Source organism: Variovorax sp. V35, from assembly GCF_041154465.1.
Taxonomy (GTDB): Bacteria; Pseudomonadota; Gammaproteobacteria; order Burkholderiales; family Burkholderiaceae_C; genus Variovorax; species Variovorax boronicumulans.
On sequence record NZ_AP028666.1, the window covers coordinates 4,228,746 to 4,247,405 of the forward strand.

Sequence of the window (18,660 nt, forward strand, 5' to 3'; positions counted from 1 at the left end):
TCGAGGGCAGCCCGGTTTACCGCGCTGCCCTTTTTCTTTCCAATCACCCCTTCGCCTCTTCCGCCTCGCCCTTGAACCAGCCGACCCCCGCGATCGTTGCCCAGAATGCCGTACGCCGGCTGCCGCGCGTCGCGTTGCTGCTGCTGTGCGCGGCCTATCTGCTGCCGGGCCTGCTCGGCCGGGGCCCCTGGAAGAGCGCCGACATCACGGCCTTCGGCTACATGGCCGAGCTGGCCCGCAGCACCGAGGGCATCGCCCGCTGGTTCGATCCGCTGCTGCTGGGCATGCGCCCCGAGACCCCCGCGCTGATCCCCTACTGGATCGGCGCCTGGGCGATCCAGCTCGCCCCGTCGTGGGTCAATCCCGACTTGGCCGTGCGCTTCGTGTTCGCGCTGATGCTGTGGGGCACCTTCACCGCGACCTGGTACGCCGTCTACTACCTGGCCCGCACGCCGCGCGCCCAGCCCGTGGCCTTTGCCTTCGGCGGCGAGGCACGCCCCACCGACTACGCCCGCGCCATTGCCGACGGCGGCCTGCTGGCGCTGATCGCCTCGCTGGGCCTGGCTCAGCTGGGGCATGAAACCACGCCCGCGCTGGCGCAGCTGTACTTCGCCTCGCACCTCTTCTACGGCGTGGCCGCACTGCCCTACCGCCGCGTCGGCCCGGTGATCGCGCTCGTGGTCGGCACCCTCGGCATGACGCTGAGCGGCGGACCGACGGTCGGCCTTGCGCTGGCGATCGGCAGCGCCGTGTACATGGCCTACGAGCGCCACCAGCGCGCCATCCGTGCAGCGGAAGGCCGCAGCGACGACGAGAGCCCCGGCTTCACCCTGCCCGCCCTGCTGACGATGGTCGGCATCACCGTGCTGGCCGCCGCGCTGGTCTTCGGTCTGGGCCTGGCGCAATGGAAGATCACGCTGGGCCACTCGCTGCTGTCCGACGTGCGCAGCCAGGCCAAGCTGCTGCTGTGGTTCACCTGGCCGGTCTGGCCGCTCGCGATCTGGACGCTCTGGCGCTGGCGCCGCCAGTGGCTCGAGCGCCACGTCGCGCTGCCGCTGTGGTTCGCGCTGGTGCCGCTGGCCGCCACCTGGACCACCGATTTTTCCGACCGCTCCCTGCTGCTGGCCCTGCCCGCCTTCGCCACGCTGGCGGCCTTTGCGCTGCCGACCTTCCGGCGCAGCGCGGCCGCGCTGATCGACTGGTTCAACGTGCTGTTCTTCAGCGGCCTGGCCGTGCTCGGCTGGATGTACTGGATCGCCATGCTGACCGGCGCGCCGCGCAAGCCGGCCGCCAGCGTGGCGCGGCTGGTGCCGGGCTTCGTGGCCGAGTTCTCGCCGGTGGCCTTCGTGCTCGCCCTGGCCGCCACGCTGGCCTGGTGCTGGCTGGTGCGCTGGCGCACCGGGCGCCATCGCGCCGCGCTCTGGAAGACGTTGGTGCTGCCGGCCGGCGGCACCGCGCTGTGCTGGATGCTGCTGATGACGCTGTGGCTGCCGTCCATCGACTACGCGCGCAGCTACGTCCCGCAGGTGCGCGCCGTGACCGAGCGCATCGGCCACCCGCGCTGCGTCGCCGAGCTGGCGCTGAGCCGGCCGCACGTCGCGGCGCTGCGCCACCACGGCAACCTCAACCTGCAGCCGCTGCTGCTGGGCAACGACTGCCCGTGGCTGCTCGTGAGCCCCGACACCATCGAGCGGCTGCACACCATCATCCCGCTGGAACAGTGGCGCTTCAGCGGCACCCTGCGCCGTCCCAGCAGCCCTGCGGACGACCTGCTGCTCTACGAAAAGATCGTGCGCTGACCCGTGAGCAGCAGCACCGACAGCACACAGAAGAACACCACCAGCGAACGGGGACTCATCGCACGGCACGCCGGCACGGTGCTGATCGGCCAGCTGGCCGTGATGGCCTTCGGCGTGGCCGACACCATCATCGCGGGCCGCTATTCCGAAGGCGCACTGGCCGCGCTGTCGGTGGGCGCCGCGATCTTCGTCAGCGTGTATGTCTCGCTGATGGGCGTGCTGCAGGCGCTGCTGCCGGTGTGGGCCGAACTGCACGGCGCCAACCGGGGCAGCGAAATCGGCCGCTCGGTGCGCCAGTCGCTCTACCTCGCAGCCATCGCCGTCGTGGTCGGCATGACCGTGCTGCTGCTGCCCGGCGCCGCGCTGCGCTGGACGCAGGTGCCCGCCGACATGCGCGGCGAGGTCGAGGCTTACCTCGCGGTGCTGGCCTTCGCGCTGGCACCCGCCCTGCTCTTTCGCCTCTTCAGCACGCTGAACCAGAGCCTGGGCAAGCCCAAGCTCGTGACCTGGCTGCAGCTGGCCTCGCTGCTCGTGAAGCTGCCGCTGTCGGTCTGGTTCACCTTCGGCGGTGCCGGCCTGCCGGCGATGGGGCTGGTGGGCTGCGCCTGGGCCACGCTGTGCGTGAACTGGGCCATGCTCGGCTGCGCGGTCTGGCTGCTGCGCCACGGCGCGTTCTACCGCGGCTACCAGCTGTGGGAACGCATCGAGGCGCCCGACTGGCGCCAGATCCGCCTGTTCGCGCGGCTGGGCGTGCCCGGGGGCCTCGCGGTGCTGGTGGAAGTGACCTCGTTCACGCTGATGGCGCTCTTCATCGCGCGCCTGGGCACCGCGGCCGCGGCCGCGCACCAGATCGCCTCGAACCTGCTGGCCGTGGCCTACATGACGCCGCTGTCGCTCGCCATCGCGACCAGCGCACGCGTGAGCTTCTGGCTCGGCGCCGGCGACAGCGCCCGGGCACGCCGTGCCTGCCGGCTGGGCTTCGAGCTCACCGCCCTGTTTGCCCTGCTCTATGCCGGCGCGATGGCCGTGTTCCGCATGCAGCTCGCCAACGTGTACTCCGACAACCCGGCCGTGATCGCGATGGCGGCGGCGCTGCTGACCACGGTGGCGCTGTATCACATCGCCGATGCGTTCCAGACGCTGTGCGTCTTCGTGCTGCGCTGCTACCGCGTGACGCTGGCGCCGCTGGTCGTCTATTGCGCGATGCTCTGGGGCATGGGCCTGGGCGGCAGCTACCTGCTGGCCTACCGCGGCCTGGGGCCGTGGCCGGCCATGCAGTCGCCGCTGGCGTTCTGGATCATGAGCGCCGCGGCACTGGCGCTCACCGCGCTGTTGTTCGTGGCGCTGCTGCGCTGGACGATGAAGGCGCGGGCCCGCTGAAGGCCACGCGACTCGCTTACTTGCTCATCACGCGCGCTTCGCGCACGCGCGTCGCCGGGAACAGCAGCGCGAAGCGGCTGCCCTTGCCCACCGTGCTTTCGATGCGCAGCTCGGTGCCGTGGCGCTGCGCGATGTGCTTCACGATCGCCAGCCCCAGCCCCGTGCCGCCGGTCTCGCGCGAGCGGCTGCGGTCGATGCGATAGAAGCGCTCGGTGAGCCGCGGAATGTGCTCGGCGGCAATGCCCGGGCCCGTGTCGCGCACGGCGTATTCGCCGCGCCCGTCAGGCAGCACCCGCCAGGTCACGACCACCTCGCCGCCGCCCGGCGTGTAGCGGATGGCATTGCTCACGAGGTTCGACATCGCACTCTGCAGTTCGGTCGGCGCGCCCGACAGCTCGGACTCGGCTTCCGACGTGAACGTGAGCCGGTGCCCCTGCGGCGTGAGCCGGCCCGACAGGCCGCGCCCCTCGTCCTCGCACTGCGCCAGCAGCGCGCGCATGCGCACCCACTGGTTGCCCGACGGCGCCGCGCTGCCTTCGAGGCGCGACAGCGTCAGCAGGTCGTTCACCAGCGTTTCCATGCGATGCGACTGCTGCCCCATCAGCGACAGATAGCGCGTGCGCTCGTCGGCATCCAGCGGCAGGTTCTGCAGCGTCTCGACAAAGCCGGCCAGCACCGTGAGCGGCGTGCGGATCTCGTGCGACACGTTGGCCACGAAGTCGCGCCGCATCGCCTCGGCCTGCTCCAGCGCCGTGATGTCGCGCGTGAGCAGCATGCGCCGGTTGCCGGCGTAGGGATGCACCTGCACCGACAGCCGCACCGGGTGGCCGCGATGTTGTGCATGCACGAGGCCGGGCGCGTCGATGACTACATCGCGGCTGTAGTTCCACGACGCGAGGTAAGCCACGAACGCCGGATCGCGCACGAGGTTCGCCAGGTGCTGCAGCAGGTCGCGCTCGGCATCGATGCCGAACTGCCCCGCCGCTGTCTGGTTGCACCACTCGATGCGGCCCTGCTCGTCGAGCAGCACCACGCCGTTGGGCGAAGCCTGGATGGCGGCCAGGAATTCCTGCAGCCGGTCTTCGGCCTGTCGGGTCTGTTGTTCACGCTCGCGCAGCAGCTTGCGGATGCGCTCCGAGAGCTCGCCCCACACGCCCGGACCGCGCGACGGCAGCCCGGCAGCGTCGTTGCGCAGCACGCGCAGCAGGCGTTCGGCGCGCCAGGCATCGAAGCCCAGCCAGAGCACCGCGCCCAGCCAGGCGCCCAGCCAGCCGTACTTCCAGCCGAAAAGGCCGACAGCGCCCGCCGCAATTACGAGGGACGCTATTAAAAAAGTAGCAATACGGAAAGGCATGGCGGGCGATTATCCGCGCCCGCCGCCGAGGCTCACGGCGCTGCTCACACCGTGACTTGGGCCGTCAGCCGGTAACCCGCTCCGCGAACGGTTTCCACCATCGGCGCAGCCGCACCCAGCGACTCGCGCAGGCGCTTGACGTGCACGTCGACCGTGCGTTCCTCGATGTAGACGTGGTCGCCCCACACCTTGTCCAGCAGCTGCGCGCGGCTGTGCACGCGCTCGGCATGCTGCATCAGGTAGGCCAGCAGCTTGAACTCCGTCGGGCCGACCTTCAGCGCCCCGCCCTGCCACGTGACGCGGTGGGTGGAGGTGTCGAGGGCCAGTTCACCGATCTCGACGCGCTCGGTCACCACCTCGGGCGCGCGGCGGCGCAGCACGGCGCGGATGCGCGCCAGCATTTCCTGCGTGGAGAACGGCTTGGTGATGTAGTCGTCGGCGCCGGCATCGAGGCCGGCGACCTTGTCGGGCTCGTCGCCGCGCGCCGTGAGCATCAGGATCGGGATGGCCTTGGTGCGCGGGTCTTTGCGCCACTGGCGCGCGAGCTGCAGGCCGCTCTGGCCCGGCAGCATCCAGTCGAGCAGGATCAGGTCCGGCAGGAAGGCGTCGATTTCACGCTGGGCGGCGGCACCGTCTTCGGACCAGATCGGCTCGAAGCCGTTGTGGCGCAGGTTGACGGCGATCAGCTCGGCGATCGAGGATTCGTCTTCGACGATCAGGACTCTTGGTTTCTTCATGCGTTATGGGGAGTCTTTGCGGCGACGGTCGTCACTGCAATGCCGACTCGATTTCCTCCATCGAAGTGTGCCGCACATCGGCGCCCTTGACGATGTAGATGATGAACTCGGCGATGTTCTTGGCGTGGTCGCCGATGCGTTCGATGGCCTTGGCCAGGAACAGCAGGTCCAGGCTGGCGGAGATGGTGCGCGGGTCTTCCATCATGTAGGTGACCAGCTTGCGCACGAAGCCGTCGAACTCCTTGTCGATGAGGTCGTCGTCCTTGAGGATCGACAGCGCAGCGGCCGTGTCCAGGCGCGCGAAGGCGTCCAGCGCGGTGCGCAGCAGGTTCGAGGCCAGGTCGGCGGCAATGCGCAGTTCGGTGGTGGGCAGCTGGCGGGCCGATCCGCTTTCGATGATCGACTTGACCATGCGCGCGATCTTGTTGGCCTCGTCGCCCACGCGCTCCAGGTTGGCGGTGGTCTTGCTGATGGCGATCAAGAGGCGCAGGTCGCGTGCCGTGGGCTGGCGACGGGCGATGATCGACGACAGCTCGCGGTCGATCTCGATCTCCATCGCGTTGACGCGATGCTCGGTCTCCATCACGCGGTCGGCGGCTTCGGCGTCGAACTGCAGCAGGGCGTACACGGCCTGGTGGATCTGCGACTCGACCATGCCGCCGAGCTCCATCACGCGCGACGAGACGCCGTTGAGTTCGCTGTCGAACTGGCTGGAAAGGTGTTTCTCGGTCATGGTGTTTCCTTTGACTTCAACCGAAGCGGCCGGTGATGTAGTCCTCGGTCTCCTTGCGCTGCGGCTTGAAGAACATCTGTTCGGTGGCACCGAACTCGATCAGGTCGCCGAGGTACATGTAGGCGGTGTAGTCGCTGCAGCGGGCGGCCTGCTGCATGTTGTGGGTCACGATGACCACGGTGTACTCGTTTTTCAGCTCGGCGATCAACTCTTCGATCTTCGCGGTCGAGATCGGGTCGAGTGCGGAGCACGGTTCGTCGAGCAGCAGCACTTCGGGCTTGATCGCGATACCGCGCGCAATGCACAGGCGCTGCTGCTGGCCGCCGGACAGGCCCGAGCCACTTTGCTGCAGCTTGTCGCGCACTTCGGTCCACAGGGCTGCCTTCTTCAGGGCCCACTCGACACGGTCGTCCATTTCGCTGGCCGACAGATTTTCGAACAGCTTCACGCCGAAGGCGATGTTGTCGTAGATCGACATCGGGAACGGCGTGGGCTTCTGGAACACCATGCCGACCTTGGCGCGGATCAGCGCCACGTCCTGCTTGGACGTGAGCAGGTTCTCGCCGTCCAGCGCAATGGTGCCTTCGGCACGCTGCTCGGGGTACAGCTCGAACATGCGGTTGAAAGTGCGCAGCAGGGTCGACTTGCCGCAGCCCGACGGGCCGATGAAGGCCGTGACCTTGTTCTCGGGGATCTCGAGGTTGATGCCCTTGAGCGCGTGGAACTTGCCGTAGTAGAAGTTCAGGTCCTTGACCGAGATCTTCGAGCGCGACGGTTGTTGTTGTGCGACGGTGTTTGGCATGTTGGCGCCTTCTTGATTTAGTGTTTGTTGCGCGTCAGCACGCGCGCCAGGATGTTGAGGGCAAGCACGGCGACGGTGATCAGGAACACACCGGCCCAGGCCAGTTGTTGCCAGTTCTCGTACGGGCTCATGGCGAACTTGAAGATCGTGACCGGCAGGCTGGCCATCGGCTGGCTCACGTCGGCGGTCCAGAACTGGTTGTTCAGCGCGGTGAAGAGCAGCGGCGCGGTTTCGCCGGCGATGCGGGCCACGGCCAGCAGCACGCCCGTGACCACACCCGCGCGCGCGGCGCGCAGCGTGATGCTGAGAATGACCTTCCACTTCGGCGTGCCCAGTGCGTAGGCCGCTTCGCGCAGGCCCGGCGGCACCAGCTGCAGCATGTTCTCGGTGGTGCGGATCACCACCGGAATCACGATGAGCGCCAGCGACAGTGCGCCGGCCAGGCCCGAGAAGGTCTTGAAGTAGGCCACCACCACGGCGTAGACGAACAGGCCGATCACGATCGACGGTGCCGACAGCAGGATGTCGTTGACGAAGCGCGTGATCGAGGCCAGCAGGCCCTTGGGGTTGTACTCGGCCAGGTAGATGCCGGCCATGATGCCGATGGGCGTGCCCACGAAGGTCGCCAACATCACCATCACGAAAGAACCGAAGATGGCGTTGGCGATGCCGCCCGCCTCGTTCGGCGGCGGCGTCATCTCGGTGAAGGTGGCCAGCGCCAGGCCGCCCACGCCCTGGCGCAGCGTTTCCCAGAGGATCCACACGAGCCAGAACACGCCGAACGCCATCGCGGCGAGCGACAGCGTGAGGGCGATCTTGTTGACGCGGTTGCGCGCGGCGAACTTCGCCTGGCGCGTCTCTGCCAGGGTCTTGGCGTTGATCAGGTTTTGCGCGGTGCTCACGACTTGGTTCCTTCGCTCTTCTTCATCTGGGCCAGCAGCATCTTCGAGAGCGACAGCACGACGAAGGTGATGAAGAACAGCACGAGGCCGAGGTACATCAGCGCGGCCTGGTGCAGGCCCGCGCCGGCTTCGGCGAATTCATTGGCGAGGGCCGAGGTGATGCTGTTGGCAGCCTCGAACACCGACAGGGAGTTGAGCTGGTTCATGTTGCCGATCACGAAGGTGACGGCCATGGTCTCGCCCAGTGCGCGGCCCAGGCCGAGCATGATGCCGCCGATCACGCCGGCCTTGGTGTAGGGCAGCACGACCTTGGAGACGACTTCCCAGGTGGTAGAGCCCAGCCCGTAGGCCGACTCCTTGAGCAGCGCGGGCGTCACTTCGAACACGTCGCGCATCACCGAGGCGATGAACGGAATGATCATGATCGCCAGGATGATGCCGGCCGACAGAATGCCGATGCCCACGGGCGGACCGGACACCAGGGCACCGAGGTACGGCACGCCGGCCAGCAGCTTCTGCAGCGGCTGCTGCACCCAGGTGGAAAGAATGGGGCCGAAGACCAGCAGGCCCCACATGCCGTACACGATGGACGGCACGGCAGCCAGCAGTTCAATGGCGGTGCCCAGCGGGCGCTTGAGCCAGTTGGGCGAGAGTTCGGTCAGGAACAGCGCGATGCCGAAGCTCACCGGCACGGCAATCACCAGTGCGATGAACGAGGTGGCCAGCGTGCCGTAGATCATCACGAGGCCGCCGTACTCGTCCTTCACCGGGTCCCACACGCTGCTCGTGAGGAAGCCGAGGCCGTACTTCGAAATGGCGGGCCAGGCGCCAGCGACGAGCGACAGCAGGATGCCGATCAGCATCGCGAGCGTCAGCAGCGCGGCGCCCTTGGCGGCCCAGCCGAAGAGGCGGTCGGCCATGGGGCCAGAACGGGCCGCCTTGACGGGCGGCGGAGGAGCAGCGGAGGTGCGCGCGCGCTCGGCCGCGAGGTCGAGGGAGGCGGCAGCAGCGGGGAAGGTGGATGACACGGGTCGCTCCGGCAAAGACGAAAGCGGCGCGTCCTGGAGCGAAGAGTTGCTCATGGGCGCGCCGTCCTGGAGGGTGGATGAAGGGTTGCTTCTTACTTGAACGCGACCGGCTTGCCCGATGCGTCCTTCACTTCACCCCATGCCTTGGCAATGGTGGCCTTCACGGCGTCGGGCATCGGCACGTAGTCCAGCTCGTCGGCCGTCTTGTCGCCGCCCTTGTAGGCCCAGTCGAAGAACTTCAGCACGGTGGTGGCGCTGGCGGGCTTGTCCTGCACCTTGTGCATCAGGATGAAGGTGGCGCCGGTGATGGGCCACGAATCCTTGCCGGCCTGGTTGGTCAGCACCTGGTAGAAGCTCTTGTTCCAGTCGGCACCGGCGGCGGCGGCCTTGAAGGCGCTGTCGTCGGGCGAGACGAACGTGCCGGCGGCGTTCTGCAGCTGGGCGTAGGTCATCTTGTTCTGCTTGACGTAGGCGTACTCGACGTAGCCGATCGAGTTGGGCAGGCGGTTCACGAAAGCGGCGACGCCTTCGTTGCCCTTGCCACCCGCGCCGGTGGGCCAGTTCACGGCCGTGCCTTCGCCGACCTTGGACTTCCACTCGGCGTTGACCTTGCTCAGGTAGTTGGTGAACAGGAAGCTGGTGCCCGAACCGTCGGCGCGGCGAACCGGGGCGATGGCGGCGTCAGGCAGGGCCAGCGAAGCGTTCAGTGCCTTGATGGCGGGGTCGTTCCACTTGGTGATCTTGCCCAGGTAGATGTCGCCCAGCACCTGGCCGTTGAGCTTCAGCTCGCCCGGCTTGATGCCGGGGATGTTCACCACGGGGATCACGCCGCCGATGACGGTGGGGAACTGCATCAGGCCCTTGGCTTGCAGCTCGTCGTCCTTCAGGGGAGCGTCCGAAGCGCCGAAGTCGACGGTCTTGGCTTCGATCTGCTTGAGGCCGGCACCCGAGCCGACCGACTGGTAGTTGATCTTGACGCCGGTGGCCTTGTTGAAGTCGGAGGCCCACTTGGCGTACAGCGGTGCGGGGAAGCTGGCGCCGGCGCCGGTCACGTCTTGTGCGAAGGCGGAAATGGAGAACAGCGCGGTCACGAGGCCGGCGGTTGCAAATTTGAACGTCGTTTTCATAAAGCTTCCTTGAGAAGTAAGAAGTAGTCCCTTTGGGGGCTCGAACGGACTCTAAAAAGCTTTTGTGACATCGATGTGACACCCCTTCTGTCGAGGGAAAATGCCGCTGCGCCACCCCTGTTGTGTGTGACGCTGTCACACAACCGTCATTCACTCCGCCTAACCTCCAGCCCTCGCCGTGACGTGACTTGGGAGGCGGCGCCTGCTGTCACGGCGCTACGATCAGAGAACCGCCCTCTTCACTACAACATGCAAAACGGCACCCGCCTCGCAGCGGTCGATCTCGGCTCGAACAGCTTCAGGCTGGAAATCGGCCAGGTCGACCACGGACAGATCCACCGCACCGAGTACCTCAAGGAAACCGTGCGCCAGGGCAACGGCCTGGACAGCGCACGCAACCTCACCACCGAAGCCATGCAGCGCGGCTGGGACGCCCTCGCCCGCTTCGGCGAGCGGCTGGCCGGCTTCAAGCGCTCGCAGGTGCGCGCTGTGGCCACGCAGACCCTGCGCGAAGCGCGCAACCGCGAAGAGTTCCTGTTGCGCGCGCGCACCATCCTGGGCTTCGGCATCGACGTGATCCCGGGCCGGGAAGAAGCCCGCCTGATCTACCAGGGCGTGGCACACCACCTGCCGCACACCGACGCGTCCGACCAGGAACGCCGCCTCGTCATCGACATCGGCGGGCGCTCCACTGAAATGATCATCGGGCACGCCCTCGAGGCCGAGCGCATGGAGTCGTACCGCGTGGGCAGCGTCGCCTGGTCGATGAAGCATTTCGGCGAGGGCCAGTTCACCGCCCCCGCCTTCCGCGCCGCCGAAGTGGCGGCCAAGGCCGTGCTGGACGACGCGCTCTCCAGCTACACCCGCGACCAATGGGACGTGGCCTATGGCGCCTCCGGCACCATCGGCGCGGTGGGCGACGTGCTCGCGGCGGCCGGCGGCGAAGCTGGCCTTGTCACGCGCGAGGGCCTCGACTGGCTGCTCGACCGCCTGCTCAAGGCCGGCAGCATCGACAAGCTGCGCATCGACGGCATGCGCGAAGACCGCAAGGCCGTGATCGGCGGCGGCCTGAGCGTGCTGCGCGCGGTGTTCGACCTGCTCGACATCCAGGAAATGAAGGTCGCCCAGGGCGCCCTGCGCCACGGCGTGCTGTACGAATTGCTCGAACGCGACGAGAGCGTGGCCGACATGCGCAGCGCCACGGTGGCGCGGCTCGCTACCCGCTTCGCGGTCGATCCGGCGCAGGCCAAGCGCGTGAGCGACACCGCCGCCGCGCTGTTCGTGCAGCTCGCCCCCGCCGCCCGCGGCGGCAGCACCTCGAGCCGCGCCGGCCGCGCGCTGCGCAAGCTCGGCTGGGCCGCGCAGCTGCACGAGATCGGCGCGCTGGTCTCGCACAGCGACTACCACAAGCACGGCGCCTACATCCTCGACAACACCGACGCCCCGGGCTTTGCGGTGAACGAACTGCACGCCCTCGGCCAGCTGGTGCTGGGCCAGCGCGGCAAGCTGCGCAAGCTCGAAGCCTCGCTGGACGACGAGACCTTCGTGATGCAGCTGCTGGCGCTGCGCCTGGCGGTGATCCTGTGCCACGCGCGCCGCGACCCCGAGCCGCAGGCGCTGAACCTCGCGGCACTCGGTGCCAGGGCCTTCACGATCGCCTGCGCACCCGACTGGGCCGAGATGTACCCGCAGTCGGCGCACCTCCTGCGCGAGGAAGTGCTGGCCTGGCAAAAGACCGGCAACTGGCGCGTGGAACTCAGCGGCGCCTGAGCCGTTTCACTTCGTGTCGATGCCGGCCGTCTGCGTGACCGCCGCAGCGCTGGCCTTGCGCGGTTCGTCTTCCCCGAACAGGCTGACATAGGCCGGCTGCACGATCTGGTCAAGCCCGCGCTTCAACCCTTCGCGAGCGCCTGCGGTGTCCTTGAGCAGGCCGTCGTACAGGAGATAGGTCGGCTCGCTCAGGTCGGCGACCTGCAAGGTCTGGCCCACGACGGACTGCTTCTCGTCCCTCAGCAACTGCTCCACCCAGACGTACGGCTTGAAGCTCGATGTCGCATCGGCCGCGCCATAGGACGTCGTGATCCGCAAGATCAATGTGCTGTAGCCGGGCGTCGGCTGGAGTTCCTGCACCTGCATCTGCGCGTGCTCTCCGGTCGCGCGGAAGAAAGGCGTCAGCTTCACCTCGCGGCCACTGTCCCGCAGGCGCGCCGCCAGTCGCTCTGCGAACTGCCTGTTGAGCCCCATGGTCACACCGCTGTTCTTCACTGCGGCCGTGAACTCCTTGCTGCGCTGGTCGGTCCGGGCGGCCATCGTCAGTCGGCTGTTGGTATCGACGGAGATGGCCACCAGCGCAGCGACGGGTCCCAGAAACCCTGCGAAGCCCGTCAGCCCCGACCCGCCGCCATCCGTGACGATCAGTTGGTCTTCCTGGTTGTAGATGAGCTCGATCTTCTCGATCGACCGGGCGACATCGTGACGGGTCGGCGCCATAGGCGCGGCGGTGTTCGTCGCGCACCCCGACAGCAGGGCTGCGGCAACCAGCAGAAAAATCAGCGCCTTCAACCGCACGTCCGCGTCTGCACGCAGCATGTTCACGAAGCTTCCTGGCAGTGTGTTGAGCGGTTTCATGCGTCTTCCCCAGTGATGTGGTCGACCGGCACCGCTTCTTTCCCGCATCGGCGTCAAAAGCACGCTGCCGTGGAATCACACTGTAGAAATTGCGCCGCGCGCGCGCATGAGTGGTTCGCCCCTTTTTCCGGGAGACAAGCGCCCTGCCGCCTCTGCCCGCGACCGTGACAAAGCGCCTGTCCGCAAGCGTCAGGCAGGGTGTCCGCGGGGAAGGACGGCAGCTAGAGAAGTTCGGGCGCCTGCACCGTCACCACGACGGTCTGCACATCGCCGTCGCGCTCGCGGGTGCGGATCCACCACAGCGAGCCCTTGCGCACCGGGCAGCTGTCCTGCTTCAGGCCGAGCAGCAGCGAGATCGCCTGCCCCAGCGAGGGCTGGTGGCCGATCACCAGCACCACCGACTTGCCGTTGGGCCAGCCCGTGGCGGCCAGCAGTGCGTCGGGGGTGGTGTCGGGCGACAGCTCGGAACGCACCTTGTACTTGCGGCCCAGCGCCAGGGCTGTCTGCTCGCAGCGGCGCGCCGGGCTGCACACGATGCGTGTGCCGTCGGGCAGTTGCCGGTCGAGCCAGGAGGCCATGCGCTTGGCCTGTTTTTCGCCGCGCGGCGTGAGCGAGCGCTGCATGTCGTCACATCCTTCGGTCCAGTCCTCGGCTTCGGCGTGACGCCAGAAGATCAAGTCCATGCTCATCGTCTTTCGAACTTCTTCTTCAACTTCAATTGGAGGACGCATCACGGTGGTTTCCTCGTGATGCATAGCGGCCCATCAAGGCGGCCTGGGCGCCATGCGCTTCGATCGCGGGGGACGCACCCGCCTCGCCGGAGTGCGTGTCGTGGTCGACACGTCGGTAGACACCGTCGCCGCCCAGGTCCCAGGCGTCGCGCCCATCGTGCAGGTAAGCCACCAGGCACTCGTCGATGAGGCGCTGGCGCAGGGTGGGATCGGTCACGGGCCAGGCCAGCTCGATGCGCCGCATCATGTTGCGGTTCATCCAATCGGCGCTCGACAGGTACAGCGACTCGTCCTCGCCATGGCGGAAATAGAACACCCGCGAATGCTCGAGGAAACGCCCGATCACCGAGCGCACGCGCACGTTGTCGGTGAGCCCCGGCACCTGCGCCGGCAGCGTGCAGGCGCCGCGCACGATGAGGTCGATCTTCACGCCCTTCTGCCCCGCGCGAATGAGCGCGCCGATGATGGCCTCGTCGGTCAGCGCATTCATCTTGGCAACGATGCGCGTCGGCTCACCGCTGGCAGCAGCCTGCCCCAGCGCATCGATGCGCGCGACCAGGTTCTTGTGCAGGTCGAACGGTGCGAGCCACATGCGGTTGAGCTTGGGCAGGCGGCTCTGGCTGGCCAGATGGACGAACACGGCTTCCATGTCGGCCGTGAGCGCGGGGTCGGCCGTGAGGTGGCTGATGTCGGTGTACAGCCGCGCCGTGCGCGGGTTGTAGTTGCCGGTCGACAGGTGGCCGTAGCGGCGCAGCTGCTTGCCCTCGCGGCGCGTGACCAGCAGCATCTTGGCGTGGGTCTTCAGGCCCACCACGCCGTACACCACCTGGGCGCCGATCGACTCGAGCATCTCGGCCCAGTTGATGTTGGCCTCTTCGTCGAAGCGAGCCTTCAGTTCGACCACCACCGTGACCTCTTTGCCGCGGCGCACGGCTTCACGCAGCAGGTCCATCAGCTCCGAATCGGCGCCGGTGCGGTAGATGGTCTGCTTGATGGCGAGCACCTGCGGGTCGAGCACCGCGTCGCGCAGGAAGGCCAGCACGCCGTCGAAGCTCTCGAAGGGCTGGTGGATCAGCACGTCGCCGCGCTGCAGCCGGTCGAAGAACGACTGCGCAGGCGACAGCGTGACGGGGAACGACGCCGCGTACGGCGGAAAGCGCAGCTGCGGCTCGCCGATCAGGTCGATGAACTGCGTGAGCCGGGCCAGATTCACCGGGCCGTGCACGCGGTACAGCGCCTGCGGCGGCAGGTTGAACTGCGCCAGCAGGAAGCTCGCGAGCGATTCGGCGCAGCTGGCCGACACCTCGAGCCGCACGGCCTGGCCGTAGTGGCGGTGCTGCAGGCCCTGGCGCAGCGCGGTGCGCAGGTTCTTGACGTCTTCCTCGTCGACCGCGAGGTCGGAGTGGCGCGTCACGCGGAACTGCGAGAAGTCGCCCACCTCGCGGCCCGGGAACATGCTCGACAGGTGCGCGCGCACCACGCTCGACAGCGCCACGAACAGCGTCTTGCCGTCCGACACCTTGGCCGGCATCTTGATGAGGCGCGGCAGCACGCGCGGCAGCTTGACGATCTGGATCGGGTTCTCGCGGCCGAAGGCGTCCTTGCCGCCCAGGCGCACGATGAAGTTCAGCGACTTGTTCGCCACCTGCGGGAACGGGTGCGCCGGATCGAGCCCCACGGGGATCAACAGCGGGCGCACTTCGCGCTCGAAATACTCGCTGACCCACTTGCGCTGGGCCGGGTTGCGTTCGCCGTGCGACACGATGTGGATGCCGTGCGTGGCAAACGCCGGCATCAGCTCGTCGTTGTACAGCGCGTACTGGCGCGCCACCAGCGCATGGGCGGCCTCGGCCAGCCGCTCGAAGGATTCGACGGTGTAGGTGCCCTTGTTGTCACCGGCGCTGCCGGCGATCAGGTGCGGCGCGGCGCGGACTTCGAAGAACTCGTCGAGGTTCGACGACACGATGCACAGATAGCGCAGCCGCTCGATCAGCGGCACCTCGGGGCGGCGCGCCCAGTCGAGCACGCGTTCGTTGAACGAGAGGATGCTGTGGTCGCGGTCCAGCAACGCGAACGGAGGCGCCTCACCAGCGCGCGACGGGTCAGCGAAGAGGGAAGGCATGGGCACTGATTCTGGAGCAAGCGGCACGGGAGAACACGTCGGCTGAAATATGACAGTGTCAACGTCATCCATGACAGTTCCATGACATTCGCGTGACGCGCCCTCCCCCGCAGAGAGCGAACCTGACACATTCGACGACAGCGAAGCAGCGTGCGGCCCGGCGTCGGGCCGGATGGCCGCCGGCTTCATGCGCCGAGAAAGTGCTTGCGGTAGCGCGCCGGCAGGTCGTCGATGCGCATCAGCATCGGCAGGTCGGCGGTGTTGAAGTCAGGGTCCCAGGCCGGCGCGCCGAGCACCTTGGCGCCCAGGCGCAGGTAACCCTTGATGAGCGCAGGCGGCTCCACGTCGAGCGCGCTGTCGAGCCGTTCGACCGGCAGCGGCAGGCGCGGCTGCACCTGGTACTGGATCGGCGCGAGGTGGCTGGCCGAGAGCTGGCGCCAGATGCTGGCCGCCGCGTCGCCGCTGGTCACGCCGTTGTGTGACATCGGGATGCTCGCGCAGCCGATCATCGTGTCGAGCTTGTTGCGGTGCATGAAGCCGGCCAGCGCGCCCCACAGCGCGAGGATCACGCCGCCCTGGCGGTGTTCGGCGTGCACGCAGCTGCGGCCCAGCTCGACCATGCGCTCGCGCAGGTCGCGCAGGCGGGTCAGGTCGAATTCGGTGTCGCTGTAGGTGCTGCCGACGCGGCGGGCCTGCGCCGGGGTCAGCACGCGGTACGTGCCGATGACCTGGCCGGTGAGTTCGTCGCGCACCAGCAGGTGTTCGCAGAAGTCGTCGAAGAGGTCGATGTCGTGGCCGGCCAGCGGCGTGCTCAGGCGCGCGCCCATCTCACCGACGAACACATCGTGACGCAGGCGTTGCGCGGCGCGCACGTCATCCAGATGACGCGCCCAGCTCACCGTGATGCCCGGCTTGGCTTCGGCGGCCGGCGGCACGATGACGGCCAGGGGCGCCTCGGGGACCGACGTGCGGGTGGCCAGTGCGGCGACGGTGGCGGCGGCAGCAGCAACGGCGGGGGTTCCGGCAGCGGGTGCGGGCCACAAGGCTGCGCGCAGTCCGAGCTGCGAGAGCGGAAACGTCGGGTTCGGCAGTTCTTTCATGGGAAATCCCTTTCTGCTGACCGAGTCTGGACACGCGCAATGAAACCGGCATGTCAGCGGCGTGGCAGACACATGACGTTGTTACATCGCGCGTCAGCGTCGCTTTGGCGCCGCTTCGGCGTCTAATGCGGGGCATTCGCGACACGGAGTTCGACCCCATGGCCACCGACGCACCAGGCGCCCCCAACAGCCGCCTGCACCAGACTTTCCCCGTCCTCAGTGACGCCGAGATGGCACGCATCGCCAGCTTCGGCAGCGTGCAGCGCTTTGCGCGCGGCGAGCGACTGTTCACCGCCGGCGAGACCGGCGCCGGCATGTTCGTGCTGCTCAAGGGCGTGGTCGCCGTCACGCAGCGCGACGGCCTGGGCCATGTGGTGCCGATCGCACGCCAGGGGCCAGGCGAATTCCTCGCCGAGGTCGGCCAGCTGAGCGGGCGCCCTGCCCTGGTCGACGGGCATGCCGACGAAGAGGTCGAGGCGCTGGTCGTGCCGCCGGACCGCTTGCGCGCGCTGCTGGTGGCCGAGGCCGATCTGGGCGAACGCATCACCCGCGCGCTGATCCTGCGGCGCGTGGCGCTCATCGAATCGGGTGCGGCGGGGCCGGTGCTGATCGGGCGGCCCGATTCGCCCGAGATGGCGCGGCTGGAGAACTTCCTGCGCCGCAACGGCCATCCTTATCACCTGGTCGATGCAGCCGCCGATGCCGATGCCGCCGCGCTGCTCGCGCAATACGGCCCCGACCAGCTACTCGCCGTGTGCCCCGATGGCTCGGTGCTGGTCAACCCGAGCGACGAAGGCCTGGCGCGCTGCCTCGGCATGGTCGACACCGCCGCGCGCGACGAGCTCTACGACGTGGCCGTGGTCGGCGCTGGGCCGGCCGGCCTCGCGACCGCGGTGTATGCCGCCTCCGAGGGGCTGCGCGTGATCGTGCTCGACTGCCGCGCCTTCGGCGGACAGGCAGGTGCCAGCGCGCGCATCGAGAACTACCTGGGCTTTCCGACCGGCATCTCCGGGCAGGCCCTGGCGGGCCGCGCGTTCGTGCAAGCGCAGAAGTTCGGCGTCGAGATGCTGATCCCGGCGCAGGTGGCGGCGCTCGACTGCTCGCGCGAGAACGCGCTGGGCAGTCTCGCGCTGAAGCTCACCGACGGCCGCACGATCAGCGCGCGCACGGTGGTCATTGCGAGCGGCGCGCGCTACCGCCGACCCGGCGTGCCGCGCCTGGCCGAATTCGAAGGCCGTGGCATCTGGTACTGGGCCTCGGCCATCGAAGCCAAGATCTGCGCGCAACAGGAGGTGGCGCTGGTGGGCGGCGGCAACTCGGCCGGTCAGGCGGCGGTGTTCCTGTCGCGCCATGCGGCCAAGGTCAACGTGCTGGTGCGCGGGCCGTCGCTGGCGGCCAGCATGTCGCGCTACCTCATCGACCGCATCGAGGCCACGCCCAACATCTCGCTGCAGCCGCACACCGAGCTCGTGCGGCTGCACGGCGCGCCCGAAGAGGGCCTGACCGGCGCCACCTGGCGCTGCCACACCTCGGGCCAGGAGCACGACTGCCCCGCGCGCAACATCTTCCTGTTCGTCGGCGCGGAGCCCGAGACGTCATGGCTCGAAGGCTGCGGCGTGTCGGTCGACAAGCACGGCTTCGTGCTGACCGGTGCGGCCGCGAGCAGCGGCTTTCCGGCACGTCCGGCCACGGCGCTCGAATCGAGCGTGTCGGGCGTGTTCGCGGTGGGCGATGTGCGCTCGGGCTCGGTCAAGCGCGTGGGCGGTGCGATCGGCGAAGGCGCCGCGGTGGTGGCGCTCATTCACCAGCACCTGTCGTCGGCCTCGGCCGTGGCCTGAACCCATTCTTCTTGTCCTGAGACACCCATGCCCATTCAAGCTTGCGAACACCTTCCCGCCGACCTCGCCCCACCGCACACACCCCGCGGCTGCGAAGACTGCCTGAAGACCGGCGACACCTGGGTGCACCTGCGCCTGTGCGTGCACTGCGGCCATGTGGGCTGCTGCGACTCGTCGAAGAACCGCCACGCCACGAAACATGCGCGCGCCGAAGGGCATCCGGTGATCCAGTCGATCGAGCCCGGCGAGCATTGGATGTGGTGCAACGCGCACGAGCGGCAGGTGGGGTGACCAGCGGCTGAACGGCCAATGCCCGCACCCGCACGCGTCCGGATGCGCGTGTATATGCTGCCGTTCTCCCGTCACAACCCTCTCACTC

General features: G+C 68.1%; 16 protein-coding genes. 5 read left to right on the plus strand and 11 right to left on the minus strand.

Annotation, left to right across the window (positions count from 1 at the left end):
• The first annotated feature begins 71 nt into the window (after positions 1-71).
• Positions 72-1,799, plus strand: coding sequence for a hypothetical protein (locus tag ACAM42_RS19645; RefSeq protein ID WP_369629089.1), 1,728 nt, complete (start codon positions 72-74; stop codon positions 1,797-1,799).
• A gap of 3 nt (positions 1,800-1,802) precedes the next feature.
• Entirely contained in the window at positions 1,803-3,179 is a 1,377-nt protein-coding gene (locus ACAM42_RS19650; protein WP_369629090.1) for an MATE family efflux transporter, read from the plus strand.
• A 16-nt stretch (positions 3,180-3,195) separates the two neighbouring features.
• Here ACAM42_RS19650 and phoR read toward each other — a convergent pair whose 3' ends face one another.
• Genes phoR through pstS form a run of 7 tightly spaced genes read right to left on the minus strand, consistent with a single transcriptional unit; the run spans position 3,196 to position 9,862 of the window.
• Entirely contained in the window at positions 3,196-4,533 is a 1,338-nt protein-coding gene (phoR, locus tag ACAM42_RS19655; RefSeq protein ID WP_174254361.1) for a phosphate regulon sensor histidine kinase PhoR, read from the minus strand.
• A 44-nt stretch (positions 4,534-4,577) separates the two neighbouring features.
• Positions 4,578-5,270, minus strand: a complete 693-nt coding sequence (gene phoB / locus ACAM42_RS19660) for a phosphate regulon transcriptional regulator PhoB (RefSeq protein ID WP_007836652.1) — start codon at positions 5,268-5,270, stop codon at positions 4,578-4,580.
• Between the two features lie 31 nt (positions 5,271-5,301).
• Positions 5,302-6,003 carry a phosphate signaling complex protein PhoU gene (gene phoU / locus ACAM42_RS19665; RefSeq protein ID WP_062473142.1) on the minus strand — a complete coding sequence of 234 codons (702 nt, stop codon included), beginning with the start codon at positions 6,001-6,003 and terminating at the stop codon, positions 5,302-5,304.
• Between the two features lie 16 nt (positions 6,004-6,019).
• Positions 6,020-6,805 carry a phosphate ABC transporter ATP-binding protein PstB gene (gene pstB / locus ACAM42_RS19670; protein ID WP_056580144.1) on the minus strand — a complete coding sequence of 262 codons (786 nt, stop codon included), beginning with the start codon at positions 6,803-6,805 and terminating at the stop codon, positions 6,020-6,022.
• Positions 6,806-6,822: 17 nt separating this feature from the next.
• Positions 6,823-7,707, minus strand: a complete 885-nt coding sequence (gene pstA, locus ACAM42_RS19675) for a phosphate ABC transporter permease PstA (RefSeq protein WP_095950235.1) — start codon at positions 7,705-7,707, stop codon at positions 6,823-6,825.
• The gene (gene pstC / locus ACAM42_RS19680) at positions 7,704-8,789 is read right to left on the minus strand and encodes a phosphate ABC transporter permease subunit PstC (protein ID WP_095745556.1); all 1,086 of its coding nucleotides are present in this window, start codon (positions 8,787-8,789) and stop codon (positions 7,704-7,706) included. Before pstC ends, pstA begins: the two co-directional genes overlap by 4 nt.
• A gap of 38 nt (positions 8,790-8,827) precedes the next feature.
• Positions 8,828-9,862 (minus strand): phosphate ABC transporter substrate-binding protein PstS, encoded by a 1,035-nt coding sequence (gene pstS, locus ACAM42_RS19685; protein WP_062473144.1) that lies wholly within the window; start codon positions 9,860-9,862, stop codon positions 8,828-8,830.
• A gap of 249 nt (positions 9,863-10,111) precedes the next feature.
• On the opposite strand from pstS, the gene ACAM42_RS19690 reads away from it, so the two are divergent.
• Complete coding sequence (locus tag ACAM42_RS19690) at positions 10,112-11,632, plus strand: Ppx/GppA phosphatase family protein (RefSeq protein ID WP_095745557.1); 1,521 nt, start codon at positions 10,112-10,114, stop codon at positions 11,630-11,632.
• 6 nt (positions 11,633-11,638) lie between these two features.
• Here ACAM42_RS19690 and ACAM42_RS19695 read toward each other — a convergent pair whose 3' ends face one another.
• The 4 genes from ACAM42_RS19695 to ACAM42_RS19710 form a co-directional block, all read right to left on the minus strand.
• Positions 11,639-12,490, minus strand: a complete 852-nt coding sequence (locus tag ACAM42_RS19695; RefSeq protein WP_369629091.1) for a hypothetical protein — start codon at positions 12,488-12,490, stop codon at positions 11,639-11,641.
• Positions 12,491-12,711: 221 nt separating this feature from the next.
• The gene (locus tag ACAM42_RS19700) at positions 12,712-13,173 is read right to left on the minus strand and encodes a histidine phosphatase family protein (protein ID WP_369632787.1); all 462 of its coding nucleotides are present in this window, start codon (positions 13,171-13,173) and stop codon (positions 12,712-12,714) included.
• Between the two features lie 31 nt (positions 13,174-13,204).
• Positions 13,205-15,343, minus strand: coding sequence for a polyphosphate kinase 1 (ppk1, locus tag ACAM42_RS19705; RefSeq protein ID WP_369629092.1), 2,139 nt, complete (start codon positions 15,341-15,343; stop codon positions 13,205-13,207).
• A gap of 185 nt (positions 15,344-15,528) precedes the next feature.
• The gene (locus tag ACAM42_RS19710; protein ID WP_369629093.1) at positions 15,529-16,443 is read right to left on the minus strand and encodes a GNAT family N-acetyltransferase; all 915 of its coding nucleotides are present in this window, start codon (positions 16,441-16,443) and stop codon (positions 15,529-15,531) included.
• A 158-nt stretch (positions 16,444-16,601) separates the two neighbouring features.
• Between ACAM42_RS19710 and ACAM42_RS19715 the strand changes: the two genes are divergently transcribed.
• Positions 16,602-18,281 (plus strand): FAD-dependent oxidoreductase, encoded by a 1,680-nt coding sequence (locus ACAM42_RS19715; RefSeq protein WP_369629094.1) that lies wholly within the window; start codon positions 16,602-16,604, stop codon positions 18,279-18,281.
• A 27-nt stretch (positions 18,282-18,308) separates the two neighbouring features.
• Positions 18,309-18,572 carry a UBP-type zinc finger domain-containing protein gene (locus tag ACAM42_RS19720; protein WP_369629095.1) on the plus strand — a complete coding sequence of 88 codons (264 nt, stop codon included), beginning with the start codon at positions 18,309-18,311 and terminating at the stop codon, positions 18,570-18,572.
• Positions 18,573-18,660 lie beyond the last annotated feature (88 nt).

Excerpts from the sequence above, each read along its gene's own strand:
- phoR (WP_174254361.1), bottom strand. The coding sequence starts at position 4,533 with ATGCCTTTCCGTATTGCTACTTTTTTAATAGCGTCCCTCGTAATTGCG.
- phoB (WP_007836652.1), bottom strand. The coding sequence starts at position 5,270 with ATGAAGAAACCAAGAGTCCTGATCGTCGAAGACGAATCCTCGATCGCC.
- phoU (WP_062473142.1), bottom strand. The coding sequence starts at position 6,003 with ATGACCGAGAAACACCTTTCCAGCCAGTTCGACAGCGAACTCAACGGC.
- pstB (WP_056580144.1), bottom strand. The coding sequence starts at position 6,805 with ATGCCAAACACCGTCGCACAACAACAACCGTCGCGCTCGAAGATCTCG.
- pstC (WP_095745556.1), bottom strand. The coding sequence starts at position 8,789 with ATGAGCAACTCTTCGCTCCAGGACGCGCCGCTTTCGTCTTTGCCGGAG.
- pstS (WP_062473144.1), bottom strand. The coding sequence starts at position 9,862 with ATGAAAACGACGTTCAAATTTGCAACCGCCGGCCTCGTGACCGCGCTG.
- ACAM42_RS19690 (WP_095745557.1), top strand. The coding sequence starts at position 10,112 with ATGCAAAACGGCACCCGCCTCGCAGCGGTCGATCTCGGCTCGAACAGC.
- ACAM42_RS19695 (WP_369629091.1), bottom strand. The coding sequence starts at position 12,490 with ATGAAACCGCTCAACACACTGCCAGGAAGCTTCGTGAACATGCTGCGT.
- ACAM42_RS19700 (WP_369632787.1), bottom strand. The coding sequence starts at position 13,173 with ATGGACTTGATCTTCTGGCGTCACGCCGAAGCCGAGGACTGGACCGAA.
- ppk1 (WP_369629092.1), bottom strand. The coding sequence starts at position 15,343 with ATGCCTTCCCTCTTCGCTGACCCGTCGCGCGCTGGTGAGGCGCCTCCG.
- ACAM42_RS19710 (WP_369629093.1), bottom strand. The coding sequence starts at position 16,443 with ATGAAAGAACTGCCGAACCCGACGTTTCCGCTCTCGCAGCTCGGACTG.
- ACAM42_RS19715 (WP_369629094.1), top strand. The coding sequence starts at position 16,602 with ATGGCCACCGACGCACCAGGCGCCCCCAACAGCCGCCTGCACCAGACT.
- ACAM42_RS19720 (WP_369629095.1), top strand. The coding sequence starts at position 18,309 with ATGCCCATTCAAGCTTGCGAACACCTTCCCGCCGACCTCGCCCCACCG.